The sequence below is a fragment of the Actinospineispora eucalypti genome (assembly GCF_039543365.1).
GTDB lineage: Bacteria > Actinomycetota > Actinomycetes > Mycobacteriales > Pseudonocardiaceae > Pseudonocardia > Pseudonocardia eucalypti.
Window position 1 is genome coordinate 320,395 of the sequence record NZ_BAABJP010000001.1, and the last position, 22,337, is coordinate 342,731.

Consider the following 22,337-nt stretch of genomic DNA (forward strand, 5'->3'; position numbering starts at 1 on the left):
GGTACCCATGCGCGCAACCCGAGCGGCGGTCGGCCTGGTTATCGCGGGAGCGCTGCTGGGAGGTTGCGGCACCTCGGAAACGGGTGCGCCGACCGGTGGCACCGAGTCGTCCGGACCCGGCCCTTCCAGCTCCGAGGAAGCCCCCGGGAACGCGGTGCCGGTTTACTACGGGGCGAAGACCGGGGCCGGCTGGCGGCTGTACCGGGAGTTCCACAAGACGCATGACGACGACGCGGCCACGTCGGCGGTGCGGGACGCGCTGTCCGGCGACGCGGCGGTGGACCCGGACTACAAGTCGCTGTGGCCGTCCGGCTGGGCGCCGCGGGGGCCGGTGAAGCACGCCGGCGGCGTGATCACGGTCGACCTGACCGAGCCGAACGACGAGGGCGAGGAAGCGACCAAGGAGACCACCGACCTGGCGGTGCAGCAGCTGATCTACACGGCGCAGGGGGCGTTGCAGTCCAAGGACCCGGTGCGGATCCTGGTCGCCGGCAAGCCGGTCGAGCACCTCTTGGGATTCGTGTCCACGGCGAAGCCGATCTCCCGCGTCGACCCGACGAAGGTCCGGTCGCTGGTGCAGATCGACAACCCGATGGACGGCGGCACGGTCGGCCGGAGCGTCAAGGTGAGCGGCGAGGCCCGGGTCTGGGAGGGCAACCTGCTGTGGCGGGTGGTGCGCGGCGGCGCGGCGTCGGGCGACGTGGTGCAGAAGGGGCACACCACGACCCGGTCCGGCATGGAGTTCGCGCCGTACTCGTTCACGGTGACCCTGGAGCCCGGCGAGTACACGCTGGTCGCCGAGGAGTCCGACGAGTCGGACGGCCAGGGCCGCGCCCCCTACTCCGACACCAAGAAGATCACGGTCCGCTGAGCGTGTGCTGGAAGCTCCGACTCAGGGTGCTGAAAGCTCCGACTCGCGGGGTTGCGGAGGGTGGAGGCCCAGGCGGGTTAGTTCCAGGGCGGCCAGGGCGTTGATCGTGTCCGGGTCGGCCCGGCGCCAGGCGGTGGCCGGTTGCTCGGTGATCGTGCGGAGTTGGCCCAGGGGGGCGTTGGTGAGGGCGCGCAGGGCCAGCAGGTCGGGGTCGCCGGTGCGCAGGGCGGCCGCCTCGCCGGCGGTGCGGGCGTAGCGCAGCCGGATCGGCAGCCAGAGCACGGCCGGCACCAGGATGCCCAGCAGCACCGCCACCATCGCGCTGTTGGTGGCCACGGTGCTCACCAGGTCGAGCTGCTCCTGGCCCGCCCCGGACAGCGCCTGGCCGGCCGACTGGCCACTGCGCAACGCGCTGGCCAGGGTGTCCCCGATGAACGGCACCATGGAAGCGCCCTGGGCGGCGACGCCGAACGCCTCACCGATCGCCGCGCCCGCGTCCACCAGCCCGGTGGCCGGCGCGCGCAGCCGCAGCAGCTGGTCCCGGATGTGCAGTCCGACCAGGCAGAACACCAGCAGCCAGGCCAGCGCGAGAAGGTCGGCGACCAGCTGCCGGGCCAGCCGCGAGGGTTGTTCGGCGTAGAACTTCACCGCGCCCCCTCGGAAATCGGCGACGCGGTGGCCCGGTGCCGCGCGGCCAGCTCGCGGTAGATCGCCGGGTTGGACTCCACCCACCACTTGGCCGACTCGGTGAGCGGCCCGCGCAGCTTGGCCGGCGCACCGAGGACGAGCTGGTCGTCCGGCACCACCATGTTCGGCGGGACCAGCGAGCCGGCGCCGATCAGGCAGTGGTCGCCGATGCGCGCGCCGTCCTGCACGGTGGCCCCGTTGCCGATCACCGACTCGGTGCCGATGATGCAGTTGTGCACCACGCACAGGTGTCCGACCGTGGTTCCGGGGCCGACCACCAGCGGGTCCGGCCCGCCGTGCAGCACCGAGTTGTCCTGGATGTTCGCCCCGGCACTGATGACGATCGGCCCGAAGTCCGCGCGGATCACCGCGCCGTACCAGACCGAGGCCTCCGCCTCCACCCGCACGTCGCCGATCAGGGTCGCGGTTGGCGCGATCCAGGCGGACCCGTGCACGGTGGGCGCGGCGCCCTCGAAGGAATACAGCGGCATGCCCGCACCCTATGTTGCGGCCTTCGGCCGCCCGTGAGTGGCAAGTAGCGCTATAGCGTCACTCGCCACTCACGGGCGGCGTTCCGTCAGGAACGCCGCAATGGCCGCGGTAGCCGACGGCAGGTGCTCCGGCTCCTTCCACCGCCGCACCAGCCGGGCGCCCGGGACCGATGCGGCCAGCAGTTCGGACGCGCTGGCCGGGTGGTACTGGTCGTTGCCGCGCAGCACCAGCAGCGGCTGGCCGATCGTGGACAGGAACGAGACCGGCACGCTGAACAGCACGTCCTCGGTGTCGTACATCGCCGACCGGTAGGCCGCCCAGGCCTCCTCGGTGGCCTCCGGGTGGTTCGGCGCCAGCTCGTCGCGCCAGCCGTCGAACATCTCGTGGAACGCCTCGCGGTTGCCGTCCAGCCCGATCGGCTGCAGGGCCACCACGCGGGCGAACCGCTCCGGCGCCGCGCGCAGCAGGCCGAGCAGGAACGGCCCGCCGATGCACATGCCCACCACGTGGCAGCGCTCGATGCCCAGGTGGTCCAGCAGGGCCAGCTGGTCGGCGGTGTAGGTCGGCCAGCCCTCCCGGCCGGTCACCGGCGCGGTGGAGGACCCGGCGTTGCGCTGGTCCATGGTGATCACCCGGTAGTCGCCGGCCAGCGAGCGCACCGGACTCCAGGGCACCTTCTCCCAGTAGTCGGCGGTGGACCGCATACCGCCGGGCGAGAGCGCGAGGATCGGGAAGCCCGCGCCGTGCTCCTCGTAGTGGATGGTCGCGTCGTCACGTTGCATCGTCGGCACGCCGCCAGCATAAACCAATTGTGTGAAATTGCTTGACGGGCTCCGGAATGTGCTATCTGCGAATTCTTCGAGTTGTGTGCAAATTGATTGGCGCGGACCTAGGCTGGATTTATGGAAAATGGTTGGTACGTGGATGGCCGGTGCTTCAACTGCGACGTGGCCCGGCAGCTGGCGCCCGGGCTGATTGCCGAGGTAAACGGCCGTTCCGAGGTGGTGAGGCAGCCCCGTGACGAGGCCGAGGTGGCCGCCGTGAGGGCCGCCGCCTTCGCCTGTCCGACGCGTTCGATCCGCCTTGCCGATAAGCGGCTCGACCCGGCCTGGGACCCATTTCCGGTGGCGCTGGACGAAACGGTGATGCTGTGCGGGCACAATTCGTCGCACACCGCCGGGGCGAATGCCTACCTGGTGCGCCGGCCGGGCGGGCTGTTGATGGTCGACACGCCCCGGTGGAGCGAACCGCTGGCCGCCCGGTACGCGGAGTTCGGGCCGGTCACCCACGTGCTGCTCACCCACGCCGACCACGCCGCGCACGGCCGCCGCTACGCCGACCGGTTCGGCGCCCGGCTGTGCATCCACCAGGGTGACCTGGACTCGGCGCCGGACGCCGACCTGGTGCCGAGCGGCACCGCGCCGGTGCGCATCGTGGACGGCGTGTACGCCCACCCGCTGCCCGGGCACACCGAGGGCAGCATGCTCTACCTGGTGGACGACCGGTACTGCTTCACCGGGGACAGCCTCTACTGGTCGCGCGCGGACGACGATCTCGCCGTGGCCGACGCCGTCACCTGGTACTCGATCACCGAACAGGCCGCCTCGCTGGCCCGGGTGGCCGGCGAGCTCCGGTTCGAGTGGCTGCTGCCGGGGCACGGCGGGCGCATCCGGCTGCCCGCCGAGGAGATGGCGCGGCGGATGCGCGCACTGGCCGGGCGGGTCGCCGGGCTGGCGCCCCGCCCGGTCGACTTCACCGCCGTCCGCTGGTGAGCTAGCGGTTGGACGCCGCCCGCAGCTCCCGCAGCTCGGCGCGCAGCGAGCGCAGCTCGGCCAGGATCTCCCGGTTGGCCAGCTGTTCCTCGGCGGCGTTGGCCGCCTCCTCGGCCCGCGCGTCGGCCATCACCTGGCCCTCCATGGCGCTCACGGTGACCGCGATGAACAGGTTCAGCACCATGAACGAGGAGATCAGGATGTACACCACGAAGAACACCCAGGCCGACGGCTCGACCGCCATCACCTCGCGGGCCAGGTCCGGCCACGCCTCGCCGGTCATGGTCTGGAACAGGGTGAACAGCGAGGTGGCCAGCGAGCCGAAGTGCTCCGGCGCGATCCGCCCGTACAGCGTGGTGGCGATCACCGCCGAGACGTAGATGATCAGCCCCAGCAGCGCCATGATCGACCCCATGCCGGGCAGCGCGGCGAGCAGCCCGCCGACCACCCGGCGCATGCTCGGCACCATGGACACCAGGCGCAGCGCGCGCAGGATGCGCAGGGTCCGCAGCACGCTGAACTCGCCGGTGGCCGGGGCTATCGCGACCACGATGATGACCAGGTCGAACACGCTCCACGGGTCGCGGAAGAACCGCCACCCGTGGGCGTAGATGCGCAGGCCCAGCTCGAGCACGAAGATGCCCAGCGCGATCCGGTCGACCAGGTGCAACAGGTCGCCGTGCCGCGCCATCAGCGAGCCGGACGTCTCGCAGCCCAGGGTGACCGCGTTGACCACGATCACCGCGATGATGAACTGCTGGAACCGGGGGTTCTCGACCGTGTCGCGGATCCGCTCCCGGGAAACCATGGGGGTGATGTTAAGCGGGCCTCAGACGGGCTGGTCGCTGACCCGCCAGAGCTGGGAAACCGGGCCGTGCCCGGCGCCCAGCGGGTACGAGTGCTGAACCGCCCGCACGATGTACCGCTTGGCGAAGGCGACCGCGTCCGGCACCGACCGGCCGCAGGCCAGCGCGGACGCGATGGCCGCCGCCATGGTGTCCCCGCCGCCGTGGGTGTTGCCGGTGTCGAACCTCGGCCCCGGCAGCTCGACGAACGTGGAGCCGTCGTAGAGCAGGTCCACGCAGTCCTCGTCGGTCTTCATGTGGCCGCCCTTGACCAGCACGTATTTTGGGCCGAGGGCGTGCAGCGCGCGGGCCGCCTCGTACTGCGCGGCCCGGTCCTGCACGTTCACCTGGACCAGCAGGCGCACCTCGTCCAGGTTCGGCGTGACCACGGTGGCGCGCGGGAACAGCAGCGTGCGGAACGCGTCCAGCGCGGCGTCGGCGAGCAGCTGGTCACCGTGCATGGACGCGGCCACCGGGTCGATCACCAGCGGCGTCTTCCCGGCCGCACCGATCTCCGCCCGGTCGCAAGCGTGCGCAACCGCTTCGATGATCTCCCGCGAGGCCAGCATCCCGGTCTTCGCCGCGCCGACCCCGATGTCCCCGGCGACGGCGGCGATCTGGGCCGCCACCGTCTCCGGCGGGATCGGGTGGAAGTCGGTGACCCCGACGGTGTTCTGCACGGTCACCGCGCACACCGCGAGCATCCCGTGCACCCCGCAGGTGGCGAAGGTGCGCAGGTCGGCAGCGATGCCCGCGCCGCCGCCGGAGTCGGTGCCGGCGATGGTCAGCGCGGTCGGCGGGGTCAGCCCGATGGTTTTGTCCACTCAGTCACCCGCCACCGGCAGATAGATCCGTTCGCCGCCGGCGCTGAACTCGTCCGACTTCTCCGCCATCCCCGCCTCGATGGCCTCCACGCTGGTCAGGCCGTGCTTCTCGGCGTAGTCCCGGACGTCCTGCGTGATCTTCATCGAGCAGAACTTGGGGCCGCACATGGAACAGAAGTGCGCGGTCTTGGCCGGTTCCGCCGGGAGCGTTTCGTCGTGGTACGAACGCGCGGTGTCCGGGTCCAGGGAGAGGTTGAACTGGTCCTCCCAGCGGAACTCGAACCGGGCCTGGGAGAGCGCGTCGTCCCGGCCCTGGGCGTGCGGGTGCTCCTTGGCCAGGTCGGCGGAGTGCGCGGCGATCTTGTAGGTGATCACGCCGGTCTTCACGTCGTCCCGGTTGGGCAGCCCGAGGTGTTCCTTGGGGGTGACGTAGCAGAGCATCGCGGTGCCGTGCTGGGCGATGATCGACGCGCCGATCGCGCTGGTGATGTGGTCGTAGGCCGGCGCGATGTCGGTGGCCAGCGGGCCGAGGGTGTAGAACGGCGCCTCGCCGCACCACTCCTCCTCCAGCCGCACGTTCTCGGCGATCTTGTGCATCGGCACGTGGCCCGGGCCTTCGATCATGACCTGGACGTCTTTCGAGCGGGCGATGTGGGTGAGCTCGCCGAGGGTCTTCAGCTCGGCCAGCTGCGCGGCGTCGTTGGCGTCCGCGATCGAGCCCGGGCGCAGTCCGTCACCCAGGGAGAACGTCACGTCGTACTCCCGCAGGATGTCGCACAGCTCCTCGAAGTGGGTGTAGAGGAAGCTCTCCTTGTGGTGGGCCAGGCACCACGCGGCCATGATCGACCCGCCCCGGGAGACGATCCCGGTGACCCGCTTGGCGGTGAGCGGCACGTAGCGCAGCAGCACGCCGGCGTGCACGGTCATGTAGTCCACGCCCTGCTCGCACTGCTCGTAGATGGTGTCCTTGTAGACCTCCCAGCTCAGCTGGGCCGGGTCGCCCTTCACCTTCTCCAGCGCCTGGTAGATCGGCACCGTGCCGATCGGCACCGGCGAGTTCCGCATGATCCATTCGCGGGTCTCGTGGATGTTCTTGCCGGTGGAAAGGTCCATCACGTTGTCCGCGCCCCACCGGGTGGCCCAGACCATCTTGTCCACCTCCTCCTCGATGGAGGAGGTCACCGCGCTGTTGCCGATGTTGGCGTTGATCTTCACCAGGAACTTCTTGCCGATGATCATCGGCTCGGACTCCGGGTGGCGGTGGTTGGCCGGGATCACCGCCCGGCCTCGGGCGACCTCGGAGCGGACCAGTTCGACGTCCACGCCCTCGCGGATGGCGATGAACCGCATCTCCGGCGTCACGATTCCGGCCTTGGCCCAGGCCAGCTGGGTCGCCGCGCCGTCGATCGGCTCGCGGGCGTCGATCCAGGGCTGCCGCAACTTGGGCAACCCGGCCCGGACGTCGATCGCGGCGGCTGCGTCTTCCCCGGTGTACGGCCCGGAGGTGTCGTAGAGGTCGAAGTGCTCGCCGTTGGTCAGGTCCACCCGGCGCACCGGCACCCGGATCCCGTCCGGGCCGTCGACGTAGACCTTGCGCGAGCCCTGGATCGGGCCGGTGGTCACACTGGGGGTGACGGAACGGTCGTTGAGCAGGCCAGTCATGGCGTTTCCTCCCTACGCCGGCATTACCCGGTCAGGTTCGTACGGTCGGCGGCGCCGTGGAATCACAGCCGCCCTCTCAGCCCGGTCTTCCGAGCTCCCGCGATCTGCAGTTGTGCTCTGACCGTAACCCGGCGCCGCCGATCCCGCCAGACTCGGCGGAATTGTCGGTCCCCCGTGGGAGACTCGCGTCATGACCGCCGCACGGTTCGAGCTGCCGCACCCGATGCCTACCCGGCTGCTGACGGTTGCCGAGTACGCCGCGCTCGGGGAGACCGAGTTCGGCTACACCGAGCTGCTGGAAGGGCGCCTCCTGATGTCTCCGAGCCCTGGTCTGGCGCACAACGACGCCATGGGTGAGCTCTTCGTTGCGATCAAGTCGGCGCTGCCGACGGGGTTTGGGGTCACCCAGGACCTCGACCTGGATCTCGAGATCAACCCGCCGGACCAGCCAGGTTTCGTCCGCAGGCCCGATCTCATCGTGTTTCACGCCGAGGCGCGGCAGCGTATCCGGGAACAAGGTGGACTGCTGCGTGCCTCGGACGCGGTGCTTGTCGTGGAGATTGTTTCGCCGAGTTCGAAGCGAACCGATTACCACGATAAGCGGGGTGATTACGCCGAGGCGGGTGTGCCGTACTACTGGGTCGTGGACCTGGAGCCGCCGGTGAGCTTGCTTGCCTGCCACGAGGCCGGGGAGTTCGGTTACGCCGACGACGGCGAGTTCACCGGGATATTCCGCTCCACCCAGCCGTTCCCGTTCGAGTTCGACCTGGACACATTGGTCTGAACGATCAGCCGGCTAGTTCGGAGGGGACGGCGATTACGTCCACCATCGCCCCGTTGCGCAGCACGGTGACCGGCAGCGCGGTGCCGATCGAGTCGGCGAACAGCTGGCGCTGGATGCCCTGCGCGTCGGTCACGGGTTGCCGGCCGACGGACAGCACCAGGTCACCGGCGCGCAGGCCGGCGCGGGCGGCCGGGCTGCCCGGCACCACTTCGACCAGGCGCAACCCCTTCCGCCGCTGGTAGCGCTCGGCCACGGCGGCGGGCACCGGCGCGGGGGTGCCGACCAGGCCCAGGTAGCCGCGGCGGACCCGCCCGTCGGCGAGCAGCGTGGCCACGATCCGCCGGGTGGTGGAGTTCACCGGCACCGCCAGGCCCAGCCCGACGCCGGCCACGGCGGTGTTGATGCCGACCACCTCGCCCCGGCCGTTGGCCAGCGCGCCGCCGGAGTTGCCCGGGTTCAGCGCGGCGTCGGTCTGGATCACGTCTTCCACGACGCGGGCGGCGCGGCCGCTGCGCGTGGGCAGCGAGCGGCCCAGGGCGCTCACCACGCCGGCGGTCACCGATCCGGCCAGGCCCAGGGGGTTGCCCACCGCGACCACCAGCTGCCCGACCACCAACCGGTCGGCGTCACCCAGGGTAGCCGCCTTCGGGGTGTCGCCCCGGGCGCGCAGCACCGCCAGGTCGGACAGCGGGTCGCCGCCGACCACGTCGAACTCGGTTTCCGTGCCGTCCGCGAAGGCCGCCTCGCCGCGCTCCGCCGTGCCCACCACGTGCGCGTTCGTCAGGAGTAGCCCGTCATCGGTGAAAACCACCGCCGAGCCGGCGCCGCTGGCCCGGCCCCGGTTGATCCGCACGGCGGCCACGTGCGGGGTCACCGCCGCCGCGACCGCGGTGACTGTCCGTGAGTAGGCGTCCAGCTCGTCCATCTCGGCCTCGCCTCCGGGAATTACATCATTACATCAATGAACGCGCGATGCCGGAACCGTGTTCCGGAACGGATCAAGGGCATGATGCGGGCATGACCGGGAATTGGGTGCGGCCGATGCTCGCGCGGGAGCGCACCGAGGAGCACCGGACGGCCACCGCGCTGGAGCTGTTTTTCGACCTGTGTTTCGTGGTCGCCGTGGCCCTGGCCGCTTCCGGGCTGCACCACGCGCTGACCGAGGCCCACGTGGGTGCCGGCGTGCTGGGCTACCTCATGGTGGTCTTCGCCATCTGGTGGGCCTGGAACAACTTCACCGCGTTCGCCTCGGCCTACGACAACGACGACGGGCTGTACCGGCTGACCACGCTGGTGCAGATCGTCGGGGCGCTGGTGCTGGCCGCCGGCGTGCCGGCCGCGCTGGAAAAGCGGGACCTCCTGGTCGTCACCGCCGGCTACGTGATCATGCGGCTGGCCATGGTGGCGCAGTGGTTGCGCGCCGCCCGCAGCGATCCGCCCCGCCGGGCCACCGCGCTGCGCTTCGCCGCCGGCATCACCGCTGTCCAGGTCGGCTGGGTGCTGCGGCTGGCGCTGCCCGGGGCCTGGGGGGTGGCTGGGTTCGTGGTGCTGGCGCTGGCCGAGATGGCCGTACCGGTCTGGGCCGAGCGGGTCGAGCCGACCACCTGGCATCCGGAGCACCTGGCCGAGCGGTACAGCCTGTTCACCCTGATCGTGCTGGGCGAGGTGGTGCTCGCCTCGACCTCGGCGATCCAGCACAGCCTGGCCGACGGTGAGCACCTCGGCACGCTGCTCGGGCTGGCCGCCGCCGGGGTCGTGATCGTGTTCGCGATGTGGTGGCTGTACTTCGACCGCCCGGCGCCGCGCGCCCTCGACTCGCTGTCCGCCGCGTTGCCCTGGGCGTACGGCCACTATCCGGTGTTCGCGGCGGTGGCCGCCGTCGGCGCGGGGCTGGAGGTCGCGGTGGACTTCGACACCGGGCAGACCACGCTCACCCCGATGGCCGCCGGTTGGGCGACGGCCGTGCCGGTGGCCGTGTACGTGCTGGTCGTGTGGCTTCTGCGGATCCGGGGCGGGGTCATGCCGGCCTGGTTGAACGCGTCCTACCCGGTGGTCGCGCTGCTGGTGCTGGCCAGCCCGTTCAGCCACGCGCCGATCCACGTGACCGCGGTGCTGCTGGCCGCGCTCGTCACCGCCCGCTCGCTGGGTCAGCGGCGGGGCTAGCCGGTTCCGGGGTCCAGGACAGGCCGGGGACGCCCCAGCCCTCCTTCTTCAGCATCTTGCGGGCGGCGCGCTGGTTGCGGCCGATCAGCCGGTCGACGTAGATCGTGCCGTCCAGGTGGTCGGTCTCGTGCTGCAGGCAGCGGGCGAAGAAGCCGTGGCCGGACTCCTCGACCGGGTTGCCGTCCAGGTCGACGCCGGTGACCTTGGCCCACTCCGCCCGGCCGGTGGGGTAGTGCTCGCCGGGCACGGACAGGCAGCCCTCCAGGTCCTCGTCCGGGTCGGGCATGGTCTCCGGGCGCTCGGAGGTTTCCAGCACCGGGTTCACCACCACGCCCCGGCGCATCTCGCCGGTGGTCTCGTCCGGGCAGTCGTAGACGAAAACCCGCAGGTCCACGCCCACCTGGTTGGCCGCCAGCCCGACCCCGTCGGCGGCGGCCATGGTGTCGAACATGTCCGCGACCAGCGTGCGCAGCTCGTCGTCGAACTCGGTGACCGGGCGAGTGGGGTTGTGCAAAACCGGGTCGCCGATGATGCGAATGGGTCGGACTGCCATGGCCTCGACCCTATCCAGCGCGGAACGCGCTGCCGAGCGCGCGCCCAGTTCGGCGCGCGCGGGAGACACCGCGGAACGCGCTGCCGAGCGCGCGCCCAGTTCGGCGCGCGCGGGAGACACCGCGGAACGCGCTGCCGAGCGCGCGCCCAGTTCGGCGCGCGCCGACGATACGGCGCCGGTTGGCCAGCGGTAGGGTTTGCCCGCTCGAGGCACCAGGTGGCGTGTTGGTTGCCTCGCATGGTGTAATAGCGCCCGAATTACATGGGTGTTGTTACAGTGGTGTTGTTTTGGGGCAGAGTCCGACAGGTCGAGGAGCGCGTATGAACTCCGTCGAGACGTTGGCCGAGCTTGACCGCCGCGAGCACGAGATCCTGGCATTCGAGGCCCGCTGGTGGAAATACGCGGGCGCCAAGGAACAGGCGGTCCGCGAGCTCTTCAACCTCTCCCCGACCCGCTACTACCAGATTCTCAACGCCCTGTTGGAGAAGCCCGCCGCGCTGTCGGTTGACCCGATGCTGGTCAAACGGCTGCGCCGGCTGCGGGTGAGCCGCAAGCGCACCCGCGCCGCGGCCCGATTCGGCATGCAGGCCCGGTGACCCAAACCCCCATGAACCAGGACTACTCGGACGAGGACCTCGCCGAGCCGGACGAGCACGCCGGCTACGGCGGCGGTGGCGCCTCGCCGCTGCGGCTGGCCGGGTACGCGCTGCTCGGCGTCGCGGCCGTGGCGGCCGTGGTCGGCCTCGTCTCGCTGGCCGGTGGCGGCGACGCACCCACTCCCAACGCCGCCCCCGCGCCCAGCCAGGCCGCTCCCGCTCCTGAGGCTCCGGCGCCCGGTGCTCCTGCTCCGGGGGCGCCGGCCGGTGCCGCTCCTGGCGCGCCGGTCCCCGGTGCCCCGGCTCCGGGCGCTCCGGTTCCCGGTGCGCAGGTTCCCGGTGCGCCCGATCCAGGTGCGCAGGTCCCCGGTGCTCCGGCTCCGGTCCCGGGTGCTCCGGCTCCGGCTCCGGGTGCTCCGGCTCCGGGTGCTCCGGCCCCGGGTGCCCCCGCTCCTGGCGTTCCCGCGCCCGGACCGCAAGCTCCGGCCGCGCCTCCGGGCGCTCAGGCCGTCCCCGCCCCGGGCGCTCCCGCCCCTGGCGTTACCGCCCCGGGTGCTCCGGCGCCCGGCGCTCCGGCAACGGCGACTCCACCGGCCGCCGCTCCCCAGCCACAGAAGCCGTTGCCGGGCGCCGGGCTGCCGCCCGAGAACGAGGCCCCGACCGAGCTGGTCAAGGCCCCGATCCGGGTTTACAACAACAGCCTGATCAAGAACTTGGCCGAGCGGGCCGCCGGGGAGTTCCGGGACTCCGGCTGGACGGTCACCGAGGTGGGCAACTACGCCCAGGGCAACATCGCGACCAGCACCGTCTACTACCGCGCCGGAACCAGTGAGCAGGCCGCCGCCCGCTCCCTGGCCAGCAGCTTCGGCATGCGCGCCGAACCACGCTTCGCCGGCATCGCCGACGCCTCACCCGGCCTGATCGTCATCCTCACCAAGGACTTCCAACGCCGCTGACGCCGCGCCGGCGGTGATCGGGCTTGATCGCCAGTCCCATCACGTACCACTCGTGAAACACAAGTGACGCGAGGGACGTGCCCGACCTCGGGTTCATGGTCATGTCGCAGCCAGAGACGTTTCCAGTCGGCAAAACGTCTCTCACCGCTACCTGACCATGAAACGCCCCCGACCGACCAACCGCCACGGGCGGCACCCCAGCGCCTGGCACGTTCGCCGACTGAACAGCCTCAAATGGCGGCTGATTCGCCAGAGACGACGATCATCCAACGGCACTCCAGGCCAGGTCGCCAAAGACCACCGCCCGGGCCGGACCGGGCGCGCCGAACAGGCCGGCTAGCGGGGGCGGCGGATCTTGCGCAGGCCCAGTCGGCCGCTGCGGCGGCGGCTGCGCCAGGAACCCAGGCCGGCGGGCGAACCGTCGCCGGGGCGTTCGGCCGGGGGCGGGGTGAGTGCCTCGGTCTGGCCGTTGGCGGCACCGTTCTCCCGGCGGCGGCGCGGGTAGTTGAGGGCGGCCGCACGGGCCTTGGCCGCACCGGCGACCCGGCGGCGCAGGGGTGGGCGCCGACCCAGGGGCCGGGTGGCGCGCACCGCCGCGCGGCGCTGCCGCGCGGCGACGTACCACGCCTCGGGATGCCGGGCCAACCACCGGTACCGGTAGACCGCGTACGGCAGGTGCGCCAGGTACAGCAGCACGGCTAGGGCCAGGGCCAGGAACGGCACGGTGATCAGCAGCGCCGCCGCCAGGCAGACCAGCACGAGCAGCGGCGCGATCAGGCTGGCCGGCACCCGCACGGTCTTGAAGGAGAGGGTGCGCAGCCGGCTGATCATCAGTGCGCCGACCAGCAGCAGCCACACCCCGACCACCACCGGCGAGGACCACGGGCCCGGTCCGATCTGCAGCTCGATGAGCAGCGGGGTGACCGCGAGCAGCGCGGCGGCCGGGGCCGGAACGCCGACGAAGAACTCCTTGTCGTACGGCGGCTGCTCGTTCGAGTCCAGCAGGGTGTTGAACCGGGCCAGGCGCAGCGCCGCGCACACCGCGAACACCAGCGCGACCACCCAGCCGAACCGGTTCCCCTCCAGCCGCCAGATGAACACCAGCAGCGCCGGGGACACCCCGAACGAGACGCAGTCGGCCAGCGAGTCCAGCTCGGCGCCCATCTTGCTGGTGGCGTCGAGCAGCCGGGCGATCCGGCCGTCCAAGGCGTCCAGGATGGCCGCCACGGTGAGCGCGGCGATGCTCAGCTCGTACCGCTGCGAGAGGGCGAACTGCACCGCGGAGAGCCCGGCGCACAGCGCCAGCACGGTGATCGCGTTCGGCAGCAGCCGGACGCCTCGGGATGCGTTCACGGCCATTTTGCCCGCCTCAGCTGCCGTTCCGGTCCAGTTCGGCGATCACCGTCTCGCCACCGATGGTGCGTTGTCCAGGAGAAACCAGCACCCGCGCGCCGGGCGGCAGGTACGTGTCGACCCGGGAACCGAACCGGATCAGCCCGTAGGTCTCCCCGGCGGCCACCTCGGACCCCTCGTTGACCTGGCAGACGATCCGCCGGGCCAGCAGCCCGGCGATCTGCACCACGCCGATCCGTTCCGGCCCATCGGCCAGGCGCAGCAGCAGCGAGTTGCGCTCGTTGTCCTCGCTGGCCTTGTCCAGGTCGGCGGAGAGGAACTTGCCGGGCCGGTAGACGACCCGTTCCACCCGCCCGTCGCTGGGGATGCGCTGCACGTGCACATCCAGCACCGACAGGAACACGCTGACCCTCGGCAGCTTCTCCTCGGGCAGGCCCAGCTCGGCGGGCGGCAGGGCGTGGTCGACCAGCGCCACGGTGCCGTCGGCCGGGGCGAGCAGCGCGCCCGGCCGGTCCGGCGCGACCCGGGTGGGCTCGCGGAAGAACGCGGCCACGGCGGCGGTGGCGGCCAGCCCGAGCAGCGTGCCGCGCCCGGTGATCGCGCGCAGCAGCAGCGCGGCGGCGCCCACGCCGGCCACGACGGGACGGCCACCGGGGTGCATCGGAGGAATGGCGGAGCGGATCAGACCGGCGATGTGCGCCAGGTCCGGCGCGTTCGACGGCGAGTCTGGTGCGTCCATGAAGGTGAGTCGAGTCCTCTGCGGGGCCGGGTGCGGGGCGGTGCACACGCTACGCGGGAATTAAAAGGCCGGGGCCGTCATCCCCCGAGACGACGACCCCGGCCGTGGAACCGCTCGTCCGCTCCCCAGCGACAAGCGGTAGGTCCGTGTGGTGGTGTATTACCCACCGTGGCTCAAAGTATTCCCGAGCGCCCGCTCGGTGGTCCAGAGAAACGGCGGAAACTCCGCTGTACATGGACCGTTCGGACGAACGCTTACATCTATGGTGACGCGCCACGCCGCCCAGATGTTGCATGGAGGTGGTGTGACCTTCGTCACACTCGATGAAATTACTGGTAGTGACGCTGCGTTGAGGTGGCGAGACCTGCGTCGGCGTGTCCGATTCACTCGATCAGCGCTAGAGCAGCCACACTTCGACCCGGTTGCCGACTTCGTGGCGCTCCGTTTCCTCGGGCAGGATCAACAAGCAGTTTGCCCTGGCCAACGCGGAGAGCAGGTGTGAACCCGGGCCGCCGACCGTGCGCACCGTGTTACTCGACGGGTCGTAGGTCCCCCGGCGGAACTGGCGCTTGCCGACCGGTGACCGCAACTCCTCGCCGAGCGAGGCCCACACGACCGGACGAGCCGAGTCCGGGTGCCCCATCGCCGCCCGTAGCGCGGGCCGCACGAACACCTCGAAGGACACCCAGGAGCTGACCGGGTTGCCGGGCAAGGTCACTACCGCCGGGTAATCCGCCGTTTGGGTCTTAACACTCGCCGGACCGGCCAAACGGGTGAGTCGGCCCGCGCCCTGCGGCCCGCCGGGCTGCATGGCCACCCGGATGAACTCCACGCCCCGCTTCGCCAGCGCGTCCTTCACCACCTCGTAAGCCCCCGCGCTGACCCCGCCGGAGGTGAGCACCAGGTCCACCGGGCCGTCCTCATGGCCCGGCCCCAACCGCTCGCCGAGCACCGCGAGGAACTCCGGCACGTCGTCCGGCACGAACCGCAGCTGCTCGACCACCGCGCCGGCCTCTCGGGCCGCCGACGCCAGCATGACCCCGTTGGACTCGTAGATCTGCCCGTGCCGCAGCGGCTTCCCCGGCGGCACCAGCTCCGACCCGGTGGACAGCACCAGCACCCGGGCCGGCCGGTGCACCCGCACCTCGGCCACCCCGACGGCGGCGGCCAGCCCGATCCGGGCCGCGCCCAGGTCCACCCCGGCCGGCAGCACCAGCTCGCCGGCCGAGACGTCCTCGCCGGCCCGCCGCAGGTGCTGCCCCGGCGCCACCGCCCGGTCGATGCGCACCTCGCCGCCCGGGGGGCCGCCGTCGGTGTGCTCCACCTGGACTATGGCGTCCGCGCCGTCCGGCATCGGTGCGCCGGTCATGATCCGGTGCGCGGTGCCGGGCGCCAGGGTGGGGTGGTCCGTGCGGCCGGCCGGGATGTCGGTGGTGACCGGCAGCCGCACCGGCGCGGCCTCGGTGGCGTCGGCCACATCGGCCGCGCGCACGGCGTACCCGTCCATGGCGGAGTTGTCGAACGGCGGCAGCGACACGGCCGCGCGCAGCTCCTCCGCCAGGACCAGTCCCAGCGCCTCGGCCAGTGGTCGGGTCTCTATCGGGGTGGGTTTCAGCAGCGCGGCAACGGCCGCGCGGTGCTCGTCGACGGTGCGCACAGAAGCATCCTCCCGCATCCCAGTTACCTGAGATGGCCGGTGAACGAAAGGGGTCAAAATTGGATCAGTCTGGGGTAGCGTCGGGCCGAGTTGTCAGCAACAAAATGGAGGATGCCGTGGCCCAGGGCACGGTCAAGTGGTTCAACTCGGAAAAGGGCTACGGGTTCATCGCGACGGATGGTGGCCCCGACGTCTTCGTGCACTACAGCGCCATCCAGATGGAAGGTTTCCGGACCCTCGAGGAAGGCGACCGGGTGGAGTTCGAGACCACCGCCGGTCGGGATGGCCGCAGTCAGGCGGAGGCGGTACGCCGGATCTAGTTGCACCACGCACGGGACGAGGGGTCGACCAACCGGTCGGCCCCTCGTTTCGCGAGCGGCCGGATCCAGGGCGGGTCTGCTTGCACTCGGCGGGGGAGAGTGCTACACACGGGACTGGCACTCGGCACGCCTGAGTGCCAGAAATGGGTCGGCCCGGTGAGATCGTGCGCAGGGTTGCCGATCGTCCGTCGCGGGCGCCGTCGCCGACCGTCTCGTGTCATCCCTACCGGAGGACCACACCGCAATGGCGAAGATGATCGCGTTCGACGAGGAGGCGCGCCGCGGGCTCGAGCGCGGCATGAACACCCTCGCCGACGCCGTCAAGGTGACGCTCGGCCCGCGCGGCCGCAACGTCGTGCTGGAGAAGAAGTGGGGAGCGCCCACCATCACCAACGATGGTGTGTCGATCGCCAAGGAGATCGAGCTCGAGGACCCGTGGGAGAAGGTCGGGGCCGAGCTGGTCAAGGAAGTTGCCAAGAAGACCGACGACATCGCGGGTGACGGCACCACCACGGCCACCGTGTTGGCCCAGGCGCTGGTCCGCGAGGGTCTGCGCAACGTCGCCGCCGGTGCCAACCCGATGGCGCTGAAGCGCGGCATCGAGAAGGCCGTCGAGGCCGTCGCGCAGGCGCTGCTGAAGACCGCCAAGGAGGTCGAGACCAAGGAGCAGATCGCGGCCACCGCGAGCATCTCCGCGGCCGACAACTCGATCGGCGAGCTGATCGCCGAGGCCATGGACAAGGTCGGCAAGGAAGGCGTCATCACGGTCGAGGAGTCGCAGACCTTCGGGCTCGAGCTCGAGCTCACCGAGGGCATGCGCTTCGACAAGGGCTACATCTCGCCCTACTTCGTGACCGACGCCGAGCGCATGGAGGCCGAGCTGGAGGACCCGTACGTCCTCCTGGTCAGCTCCAAGATCGCGACCGTCAAGGACCTGCTCCCGCTGCTGGAGAAGGTCATGCAGGGCGGCAAGCCGCTGGCCATCATCGCCGAGGACGTCGAGGGCGAGGCCCTGGCCACCCTGGTCGTCAACAAGATCCGCGGCACCTTCAAGTCCGTTGCCGTCAAGGCCCCGGGCTTCGGTGACCGCCGCGAGGCGATGCTGACCGACATGGCCATCCTGACCGGTGGCGAGGTCATCTCGGAGAAGGTCGGCCTCAAGCTGGAGAACACCGACCTGGCGCTGCTGGGTCGGGCCCGCAAGGTGGTGGTCACCAAGGACGAGACCACCATCGTCGACGGGGCCGGCGACGCCGACCAGATCGCCGGGCGGGTCCAGCAGATCCGCAACGAGATCGAGAAGAGCGACTCCGACTACGACCGCGAGAAGCTGCAGGAGCGCCTGGCCAAGCTGGCCGGCGGTGTTGCGGTGATCAAGGCCGGTGCCGCCACCGAGGTGGAGCTGAAGGAGCGCAAGCACCGCATCGAGGACGCGGTGCGCAACGCCAAGGCCGCCGTTGAGGAGGGCATCGTCGCCGGTGGTGGCGTCGCCCTGCTGCAGGCCGGGGCCACCGTCTTCGACGGCCTGGGCCTGGACGGCGACGAGGCGACCGGCGCGAACATCGTCAAGGTCGCGCTGGAGGCTCCGCTCAAGCAGATCGCGATCAACGCCGGCCTCGAGGGTGGCGTTGTGGCGGAGCGGGTGCGCAACCTGCCCGCCGGCGAGGGCCTGGACGCGGCCACCGGCGAGTACAAGGACCTGATCAAGGCCGGCATCATCGACCCGGCCAAGGTCACCCGGTCCGCGCTGCAGAACGCGGCATCCATCGCGGCGCTGTTCCTCACCACCGAGGCAGTGATCGCGGACAAGCCGGAGAAGTCGGCCGCTCCCGCGGGCGACCCCACCGGTGGCATGGGCGGGGGCATGGACTTCTGAGTCCACGCTCTTCCTAGCTGGCACACACGCTTCGGCGCCGGCACACGGGCTATCGCTCGGGTGCCGGCGCCGAATGCTGTGTGTGGACGACCTTCGCGCGCTCGGCCAGCGCCGTGCGGAGGGTGGGCGGGGAGAGGGCTTCGGCGTGGGGGGCCAGGGACCAGATGACGTGCTCGGCGTGGCCGAGGTCGGCGAACTCGATGTCCACGAGCAGCCAGCCGGGGTGTTCTCCGGGCTCGCTGAGGTGGCCGAGGCAGGTGCGGACCAGTTCGTCCAGGCGCTCGGCGCGGACCCGTACCCGGGCCGACACGCTGGTCAGGCGGGACCGGAAGTCGGCCTGGCGGCGTCGCCAGAGCTGGGCCAGGTCGATGCCCCGGGGCCGGCGGGCGGGTTCGTCGAGGTCGACGGCTTCGCTGATGCGGGAGACCCGGTACGTGCGGTCCCGCGCGTCGTGCAGGGCCAGCAGGTACCAGCGGTTGGCGGTGTTGACCAGGCCGAGTGGATCGACGACCCGCCAGGTCTGCTCGGAGTCCGGGTCCTTCGTGTTCGTCGGGTACCGGATGCGCAGCCTGCGCCCGGCGAACACCGCGCGCTGCACGGTGGCCAGCGCGGGCTCGTCCAGAGGGGGCGGGCAGCGGGTCCACCTGATTCGCGGATCGACCAGGACGCGTTCGGCGGCCTCGGTGGCGCCGGGGCGGGTGCTGGCGGGTAGCGCGGCGACCACCTTGCGGATCGCCGAGGCGAACGCCGGGCCGAGACCGAGGGCTTCCGGGGTGGCGGCGGACTGGGCGGTCAGCAGGGCCACGGCCTCGTCCGGGGTCAGGCCGGTCAGGTCCGTGGAGAAGCCCGGCAGCAGCGCGAAACCGCCGTCCCGGCCCCGTTCGGCGTACACCGGGATGCCGGCGGCGGACAGCGCGTCGATGTCGCGCAGCACGGTCCGGGTGGACACCTCGAGCTCCGCGGCAAGGGCGGCGGCGGTCAGCCGACCTCGCGCGCGCAGCAGCAGGACCAGGGCGAGCAGTCGGTCGGCGCGCATGCCCGGAACTCTCTCTCACATATACGACAGAAGATGTCGTATATGGCGGACAGACTTCCACTCATGACGCAACAACCAGACCCCCGACCGCTCTACCGCGACGCACTCGCCTGGGCGCAGTCTCTCATCGAGAACGTCCGGCCCGATCAGTTCGGTCTCCCTACCCCGTGCCCCGAGTTCGACGTCCGCACCATGCTCGGCCATCTGGTCACCGTCGTCGAACGGAGCAGGGTGGTCGGGGAGGGTGGCTCGGCGCTGTCCGTGCCACTGGTGACCCCCGAGGTACCCGGCGACGACTGGGCGCTGGCCTTCGGTGCCGGCGTCCAGAAGATGCTGTCGGTCTGGTCGGACGACGGCCTGCTCGACACGGTGGTGACCGTTCCGTGGGGCACCATGCCCGGCCGGGCTGCCCTGTGGGGCTACCTGGACGAGGCCGTGGTGCACGGCTGGGATCTCGCTGTGGCCACTGGTCAGCCCCCGGAGGGACCCGCTCACGCGGCCGAGGCGACGTTGGCGGTGTTCAAACAGACCCTGCCGGCCGATCAGCGCGGCGAAGGGGTGCCGTTCGGGCCGCCGGTCGACCCGGCCCCGGACGCCGGACCCACCGAGCGCCTCGCCAACTGGGTGGGCCATCACCGCTGAGTCGGCTGGTCCTCCTCGGGCATCAGGATCCAGCAGGCGACATAGAGCACCACACCGGCGCCGAAGCCGAGCACGGTGGCCAGCACCAGGGCCAGCCGGAGGATGAGCGGGTCGATGTTCAACACCTTGGCCAGCCCGCCGCACACCCCGCCGATCATCTTGTCCGACCGGCTGCGCACCAGGCGGGTGGACCGCCCGGGCAGGGATGGCGGGGATGCCGGAGGGGCCGGCGGTAGCGCCGGAGCCGGGGCCGGCGGGATGGCGGGCGGCGTCGGCTCGGCGGGTGGTGGGGCCGGCTCGGCCGGTGGTGGGGCCGGCCGGGCAGCGGGTGACTCGGCGACCGGGGTGTCGGTGGCCGGTGCCTGGGTGGCAGAGGTGTCGGCAACCGGGGTCTCGGCAGCGGGTGGCTCGGCGACCGGTGCCTCAGTGACCGGTGCCTCAGTGGCCGGTGCCTCAGTGGCCGGTGCCTCAGTGGCCGGTGCTTCGGCTTCCTGGGGCGGTGCGGGCTCGGTGTCCGTCGTGGGCTGGGTGTCCGCCGGTTCGGACCGCGGTGCCGCCGGAACTTCGGCGGCCCGCGGTTCGGTCGGTTCGGACGGGTTCTCGGGCGTGGGGACCTTGTCGGTGGCGGTCTCGTTCATGCCTCCGAGGGTGTCGCCCCGCCGGCCCGGCCACCTCGGGGCTGTGCCCGGATTCGCCCCTGAACGGTGACCCTGGTGTGTGCGGTCGGCCGCCTTCCGCCGTGTGTCGGAATCCGCGACACAGCGTGCCGGAACCCGCGACATGACCCGGTGAAATCCGCGACATGGGGGTTTTGGGGGTGGTTAGGGGATGGCGGGGCCTAGGAGGTCGTCGGCGTCGACGATGCGGTAGGCGTAGCCCTGTTCGGCCAGGAAGCGCTGGCGGTGGGCGGCGTACTCGGTGTCCAGGGTGTCGCGGGAGACGACCGAGTAGAAGTGGGCCTGCCGGGCGTCGGACTTGGGGCGGAGGAGGCGGCCCAGGCGCTGCGCCTCCTCCTGGCGGGAGCCGAAGGTGCCGGAGACCTGGACCGCGACCGACGCTTCGGGGAGGTCGATGGAGAAGTTGGCGACCTTGGAAACCACCAGGCGCGGGATCTCGCCCCGGCGGAAGGCGTCGAACAGTGCCTCGCGCTCCTTGTTCTTGGTGGAGCCCTCCACCACCGGGCAGTCCAGCTCGGCGCCGAGCTCGTGCAGCTGGTCCAGGTAGGCGCCGATGACCAGGGCCGGCTCGCCGGGGTGGCGATCCAGCACGGCGCGCACCACGGGCAGCTTGGTGCGCGCGGTGGCGGCGAACTTGTAGCGCTCGTCCGCGTCGGCGGTGGCGTAGGACAGCCGTTCGGCCTCGGTCAGGGTGACCCTGACCTCGACGCAGTCGGCCGGCGCGATCCAGCCCTGCTGCTCGATGTCCCGCCATGGCGCGTCGTAGCGCTTCGGGCCGATCAGGGAGAACACGTCGCCCTCCCGGCCGTCCTCGCGGACCAGGGTGGCGGTGAGGCCCAGCCGGCGGCGGGACTGGAGGTCCGCCGTCATCCGGAACACCGGTGCCGGAAGCAGGTGCACCTCGTCGTAAACGATCAGGCCCCAATCCCGTGAGTCAAATAGTTCCAGATGACGGTATTCACCTTTTGATTTACGGGTCATCACCTGATAGGTGGCGATCGTCACGGGGCGTATCTCTTTGCGCTCGCCGGAATACTCGCCGATTTCTTCCTCGGTCAGTGATGTCCGGGCGATCAACTCTCTTTTCCATTGCCTACCGGCCACTGTATTCGTGACCAGGATCAAAGTCGTGGCCTGGGCCTCGGCCATCGCTGCCGCGCCGACCAGGGTCTTCCCCGCGCCGCAGGGCAGTACCACCACGCCCGACCCGCCGGCCCAGAAGCCGGTGACCGCCTCTTTCTGGTAGTCACGCAGCGCCCAACCGTTCTCACGCAACGTGATGGCGTGCGCCTCGCCGTCCACGTATCCGGCCAGGTCCTCGGCGGGCCAGCCGACCTTGAGCAGGGCCTGCTTCAGGTGACCGCGCTCGGACGGGTGCACCAGCACGGTGTCGTCATCCAGCCGGGCGCCGAACATCGGCGCGATCTTCTTCTGGCGCAGCACCTCCTCCAGTACCGCGCGGTCCGACGACTCCAGCACCAGCCCGTGCGCCGGCGATTTGACCAGTCGCAACCGGCCGTACCGGCTCATCGTGTCCACCACGTCGACCAGCAACGGCTGCGGCACCGCGTACCGGGAGAAGCGGACCAGCGCGTCGACCACCTGCTCCGCGTCGTGCCCGGCGGCGCGCGCGTTCCACAGTGCCAGCGGGGTGACGCGGTAGGTGTGCACGTGCTCCGGGGCGCGCTCCAGCTCGGCGAACGGGGCCACCGCGGCGCGCGCTTCGGCGGCGTCCGGATGATCCACTTCGAGCAGCAGAGTCTTGTCGGATTGGACGATCAGGGGTCCGTCGGGCACCGACGATCCTTTCCTGGCGGGTATGGCTTGGCTAA

General features: G+C 71.1%; 23 protein-coding genes. 9 read left to right on the top strand and 14 right to left on the bottom strand.

Annotation, left to right across the window (positions count from 1 at the left end):
- Positions 1-7: 7 nt before the first annotated feature.
- Positions 8-871 (top strand): Gmad2 immunoglobulin-like domain-containing protein, encoded by an 864-nt coding sequence (locus ABEB12_RS01535; RefSeq protein ID WP_185058581.1) that lies wholly within the window; start codon positions 8-10, stop codon positions 869-871.
- A gap of 21 nt (positions 872-892) precedes the next feature.
- Here the strand turns inward: ABEB12_RS01535 and ABEB12_RS01540 are convergent, their stop codons facing one another.
- The 3 genes from ABEB12_RS01540 to ABEB12_RS01550 all read right to left on the bottom strand — a co-directional run bounded on the left by ABEB12_RS01540 (position 893) and on the right by ABEB12_RS01550 (position 2,832).
- Positions 893-1,519: a hypothetical protein gene (locus ABEB12_RS01540; RefSeq protein WP_185058582.1), complete on the bottom strand. Its 627-nt coding sequence runs from the start codon at positions 1,517-1,519 to the stop codon at positions 893-895.
- Entirely contained in the window at positions 1,516-2,049 is a 534-nt protein-coding gene (locus tag ABEB12_RS01545) for a gamma carbonic anhydrase family protein (RefSeq protein ID WP_185058583.1), read from the bottom strand. Before ABEB12_RS01545 ends, ABEB12_RS01540 begins: the two co-directional genes overlap by 4 nt.
- Positions 2,050-2,118: 69 nt before the next feature.
- Positions 2,119-2,832 (bottom strand): alpha/beta fold hydrolase, encoded by a 714-nt coding sequence (locus ABEB12_RS01550; RefSeq protein ID WP_221497751.1) that lies wholly within the window; start codon positions 2,830-2,832, stop codon positions 2,119-2,121.
- Positions 2,833-2,952: 120 nt separating this feature from the next.
- Between ABEB12_RS01550 and ABEB12_RS01555 the strand changes: the two genes are divergently transcribed.
- Positions 2,953-3,822, top strand: a complete 870-nt coding sequence (locus tag ABEB12_RS01555) for an MBL fold metallo-hydrolase (protein WP_185058585.1) — start codon at positions 2,953-2,955, stop codon at positions 3,820-3,822.
- A 1-nt stretch (position 3,823) separates the two neighbouring features.
- Here the strand turns inward: ABEB12_RS01555 and ABEB12_RS01560 are convergent, their stop codons facing one another.
- From ABEB12_RS01560 to thiC, 3 genes are read right to left on the bottom strand one after another with little or no spacing between them, the layout of a single operon-like run.
- On the bottom strand, positions 3,824-4,630 hold the full coding sequence (locus ABEB12_RS01560) for an ion transporter (RefSeq protein WP_185058586.1): 807 nt from the start codon (positions 4,628-4,630) through the stop codon (positions 3,824-3,826).
- Positions 4,631-4,651: 21 nt separating this feature from the next.
- A complete protein-coding gene (thiD, locus tag ABEB12_RS01565) occupies positions 4,652-5,491 on the bottom strand; it encodes a bifunctional hydroxymethylpyrimidine kinase/phosphomethylpyrimidine kinase (RefSeq protein WP_345702472.1) in 840 nt (279 codons plus the stop codon).
- Positions 5,492-7,153 (bottom strand): phosphomethylpyrimidine synthase ThiC, encoded by a 1,662-nt coding sequence (gene thiC / locus ABEB12_RS01570; RefSeq protein WP_185058587.1) that lies wholly within the window; start codon positions 7,151-7,153, stop codon positions 5,492-5,494.
- A 190-nt stretch (positions 7,154-7,343) separates the two neighbouring features.
- On the opposite strand from thiC, the gene ABEB12_RS01575 reads away from it, so the two are divergent.
- Positions 7,344-7,937, top strand: a complete 594-nt coding sequence (locus tag ABEB12_RS01575; protein WP_185058588.1) for a Uma2 family endonuclease — start codon at positions 7,344-7,346, stop codon at positions 7,935-7,937.
- Positions 7,938-7,941: 4 nt separating this feature from the next.
- On the opposite strand, the gene ABEB12_RS01580 is transcribed toward ABEB12_RS01575, so the two are convergent.
- Complete coding sequence (locus tag ABEB12_RS01580) at positions 7,942-8,862, bottom strand: trypsin-like peptidase domain-containing protein (protein WP_185058589.1); 921 nt, start codon at positions 8,860-8,862, stop codon at positions 7,942-7,944.
- 92 nt (positions 8,863-8,954) lie between these two features.
- On the opposite strand from ABEB12_RS01580, the gene ABEB12_RS01585 reads away from it, so the two are divergent.
- Complete coding sequence (locus ABEB12_RS01585) at positions 8,955-10,100, top strand: low temperature requirement protein A (protein WP_185058590.1); 1,146 nt, start codon at positions 8,955-8,957, stop codon at positions 10,098-10,100.
- Here ABEB12_RS01585 and ABEB12_RS01590 read toward each other — a convergent pair.
- On the bottom strand, positions 10,066-10,653 hold the full coding sequence (locus ABEB12_RS01590; RefSeq protein ID WP_185058591.1) for a peptide deformylase: 588 nt from the start codon (positions 10,651-10,653) through the stop codon (positions 10,066-10,068). The genes ABEB12_RS01585 and ABEB12_RS01590 overlap by 35 nt on opposite strands.
- Before the next feature lie 320 nt (positions 10,654-10,973).
- On the opposite strand from ABEB12_RS01590, the gene ABEB12_RS01595 reads away from it, so the two are divergent.
- Together ABEB12_RS01595 and ABEB12_RS01600 are read left to right on the top strand one after the other, a co-directional pair.
- Entirely contained in the window at positions 10,974-11,249 is a 276-nt protein-coding gene (locus ABEB12_RS01595; protein WP_185058592.1) for a DUF3263 domain-containing protein, read from the top strand.
- The gene (locus ABEB12_RS01600; protein WP_345702473.1) at positions 11,246-12,205 is read left to right on the top strand and encodes a LytR C-terminal domain-containing protein; all 960 of its coding nucleotides are present in this window, start codon (positions 11,246-11,248) and stop codon (positions 12,203-12,205) included. The genes ABEB12_RS01595 and ABEB12_RS01600 overlap by 4 nt, the downstream gene beginning before the upstream one ends.
- A 336-nt stretch (positions 12,206-12,541) precedes the next feature.
- Here the strand turns inward: ABEB12_RS01600 and pssA are convergent, their stop codons facing one another.
- The 3 genes from pssA to moeA all read right to left on the bottom strand — a co-directional run bounded on the left by pssA (position 12,542) and on the right by moeA (position 15,954).
- Complete coding sequence (gene pssA, locus ABEB12_RS01605) at positions 12,542-13,564, bottom strand: CDP-diacylglycerol--serine O-phosphatidyltransferase (RefSeq protein ID WP_185058593.1); 1,023 nt, start codon at positions 13,562-13,564, stop codon at positions 12,542-12,544.
- 10 nt (positions 13,565-13,574) lie between these two features.
- The gene (locus ABEB12_RS01610) at positions 13,575-14,297 is read right to left on the bottom strand and encodes a phosphatidylserine decarboxylase (RefSeq protein WP_185058594.1); all 723 of its coding nucleotides are present in this window, start codon (positions 14,295-14,297) and stop codon (positions 13,575-13,577) included.
- A 397-nt stretch (positions 14,298-14,694) separates the two neighbouring features.
- Positions 14,695-15,954, bottom strand: a complete 1,260-nt coding sequence (gene moeA, locus ABEB12_RS01615) for a molybdopterin molybdotransferase MoeA (protein ID WP_345702474.1) — start codon at positions 15,952-15,954, stop codon at positions 14,695-14,697.
- Positions 15,955-16,070: 116 nt separating this feature from the next.
- Here moeA and ABEB12_RS01620 point away from each other — a divergent pair, with 116 nt between their 5' ends.
- Entirely contained in the window at positions 16,071-16,274 is a 204-nt protein-coding gene (locus ABEB12_RS01620; RefSeq protein WP_185058596.1) for a cold shock domain-containing protein, read from the top strand.
- Between the two features lie 244 nt (positions 16,275-16,518).
- Positions 16,519-18,150: a chaperonin GroEL gene (groL, locus tag ABEB12_RS01625; RefSeq protein ID WP_185058597.1), complete on the top strand. Its 1,632-nt coding sequence runs from the start codon at positions 16,519-16,521 to the stop codon at positions 18,148-18,150.
- 49 nt (positions 18,151-18,199) lie between these two features.
- Here groL and ABEB12_RS01630 read toward each other — a convergent pair whose 3' ends face one another.
- Positions 18,200-19,186 (bottom strand): WYL domain-containing protein, encoded by a 987-nt coding sequence (locus ABEB12_RS01630; RefSeq protein ID WP_185058598.1) that lies wholly within the window; start codon positions 19,184-19,186, stop codon positions 18,200-18,202.
- Positions 19,187-19,249: 63 nt separating this feature from the next.
- Between ABEB12_RS01630 and ABEB12_RS01635 the strand changes: the two genes are divergently transcribed.
- Entirely contained in the window at positions 19,250-19,828 is a 579-nt protein-coding gene (locus ABEB12_RS01635) for a TIGR03086 family metal-binding protein (RefSeq protein ID WP_185058599.1), read from the top strand.
- On the opposite strand, the gene ABEB12_RS01640 is transcribed toward ABEB12_RS01635, so the two are convergent.
- Together ABEB12_RS01640 and ABEB12_RS01645 are read right to left on the bottom strand one after the other, a co-directional pair.
- Positions 19,819-20,466, bottom strand: a complete 648-nt coding sequence (locus tag ABEB12_RS01640; protein WP_345702475.1) for a PspC domain-containing protein — start codon at positions 20,464-20,466, stop codon at positions 19,819-19,821. The two genes, ABEB12_RS01635 and ABEB12_RS01640, sit on opposite strands and share 10 nt — an antisense overlap.
- 183 nt (positions 20,467-20,649) lie before the next feature.
- Positions 20,650-22,302, bottom strand: a complete 1,653-nt coding sequence (locus ABEB12_RS01645; RefSeq protein ID WP_185058600.1) for a DNA repair helicase XPB — start codon at positions 22,300-22,302, stop codon at positions 20,650-20,652.
- Positions 22,303-22,337 lie beyond the last annotated feature (35 nt).

Coding starts and splice junctions, on each gene's coding strand:
- ABEB12_RS01545 (WP_185058583.1), bottom strand. CDS start 2,049: ATGCCGCTGTATTCCTTCGAGGGCGCCGCGCCCACCGTGCACGGGTCC.
- ABEB12_RS01640 (WP_345702475.1), bottom strand. CDS start 20,466: ATGAACGAGACCGCCACCGACAAGGTCCCCACGCCCGAGAACCCGTCC.
- ABEB12_RS01610 (WP_185058594.1), bottom strand. CDS start 14,297: ATGGACGCACCAGACTCGCCGTCGAACGCGCCGGACCTGGCGCACATC.
- ABEB12_RS01550 (WP_221497751.1), bottom strand. CDS start 2,832: ATGCAACGTGACGACGCGACCATCCACTACGAGGAGCACGGCGCGGGC.
- pssA (WP_185058593.1), bottom strand. CDS start 13,564: ATGGCCGTGAACGCATCCCGAGGCGTCCGGCTGCTGCCGAACGCGATC.
- ABEB12_RS01630 (WP_185058598.1), bottom strand. CDS start 19,186: ATGCGCGCCGACCGACTGCTCGCCCTGGTCCTGCTGCTGCGCGCGCGA.
- ABEB12_RS01580 (WP_185058589.1), bottom strand. CDS start 8,862: ATGGACGAGCTGGACGCCTACTCACGGACAGTCACCGCGGTCGCGGCG.
- ABEB12_RS01535 (WP_185058581.1), top strand. CDS start 8: ATGCGCGCAACCCGAGCGGCGGTCGGCCTGGTTATCGCGGGAGCGCTG.
- ABEB12_RS01590 (WP_185058591.1), bottom strand. CDS start 10,653: ATGGCAGTCCGACCCATTCGCATCATCGGCGACCCGGTTTTGCACAAC.
- ABEB12_RS01595 (WP_185058592.1), top strand. CDS start 10,974: ATGAACTCCGTCGAGACGTTGGCCGAGCTTGACCGCCGCGAGCACGAG.
- ABEB12_RS01555 (WP_185058585.1), top strand. CDS start 2,953: ATGGAAAATGGTTGGTACGTGGATGGCCGGTGCTTCAACTGCGACGTG.
- groL (WP_185058597.1), top strand. CDS start 16,519: ATGGCGAAGATGATCGCGTTCGACGAGGAGGCGCGCCGCGGGCTCGAG.
- ABEB12_RS01575 (WP_185058588.1), top strand. CDS start 7,344: ATGACCGCCGCACGGTTCGAGCTGCCGCACCCGATGCCTACCCGGCTG.
- ABEB12_RS01560 (WP_185058586.1), bottom strand. CDS start 4,630: ATGGTTTCCCGGGAGCGGATCCGCGACACGGTCGAGAACCCCCGGTTC.
- thiC (WP_185058587.1), bottom strand. CDS start 7,153: ATGACTGGCCTGCTCAACGACCGTTCCGTCACCCCCAGTGTGACCACC.
- ABEB12_RS01585 (WP_185058590.1), top strand. CDS start 8,955: ATGACCGGGAATTGGGTGCGGCCGATGCTCGCGCGGGAGCGCACCGAG.
- ABEB12_RS01635 (WP_185058599.1), top strand. CDS start 19,250: ATGACGCAACAACCAGACCCCCGACCGCTCTACCGCGACGCACTCGCC.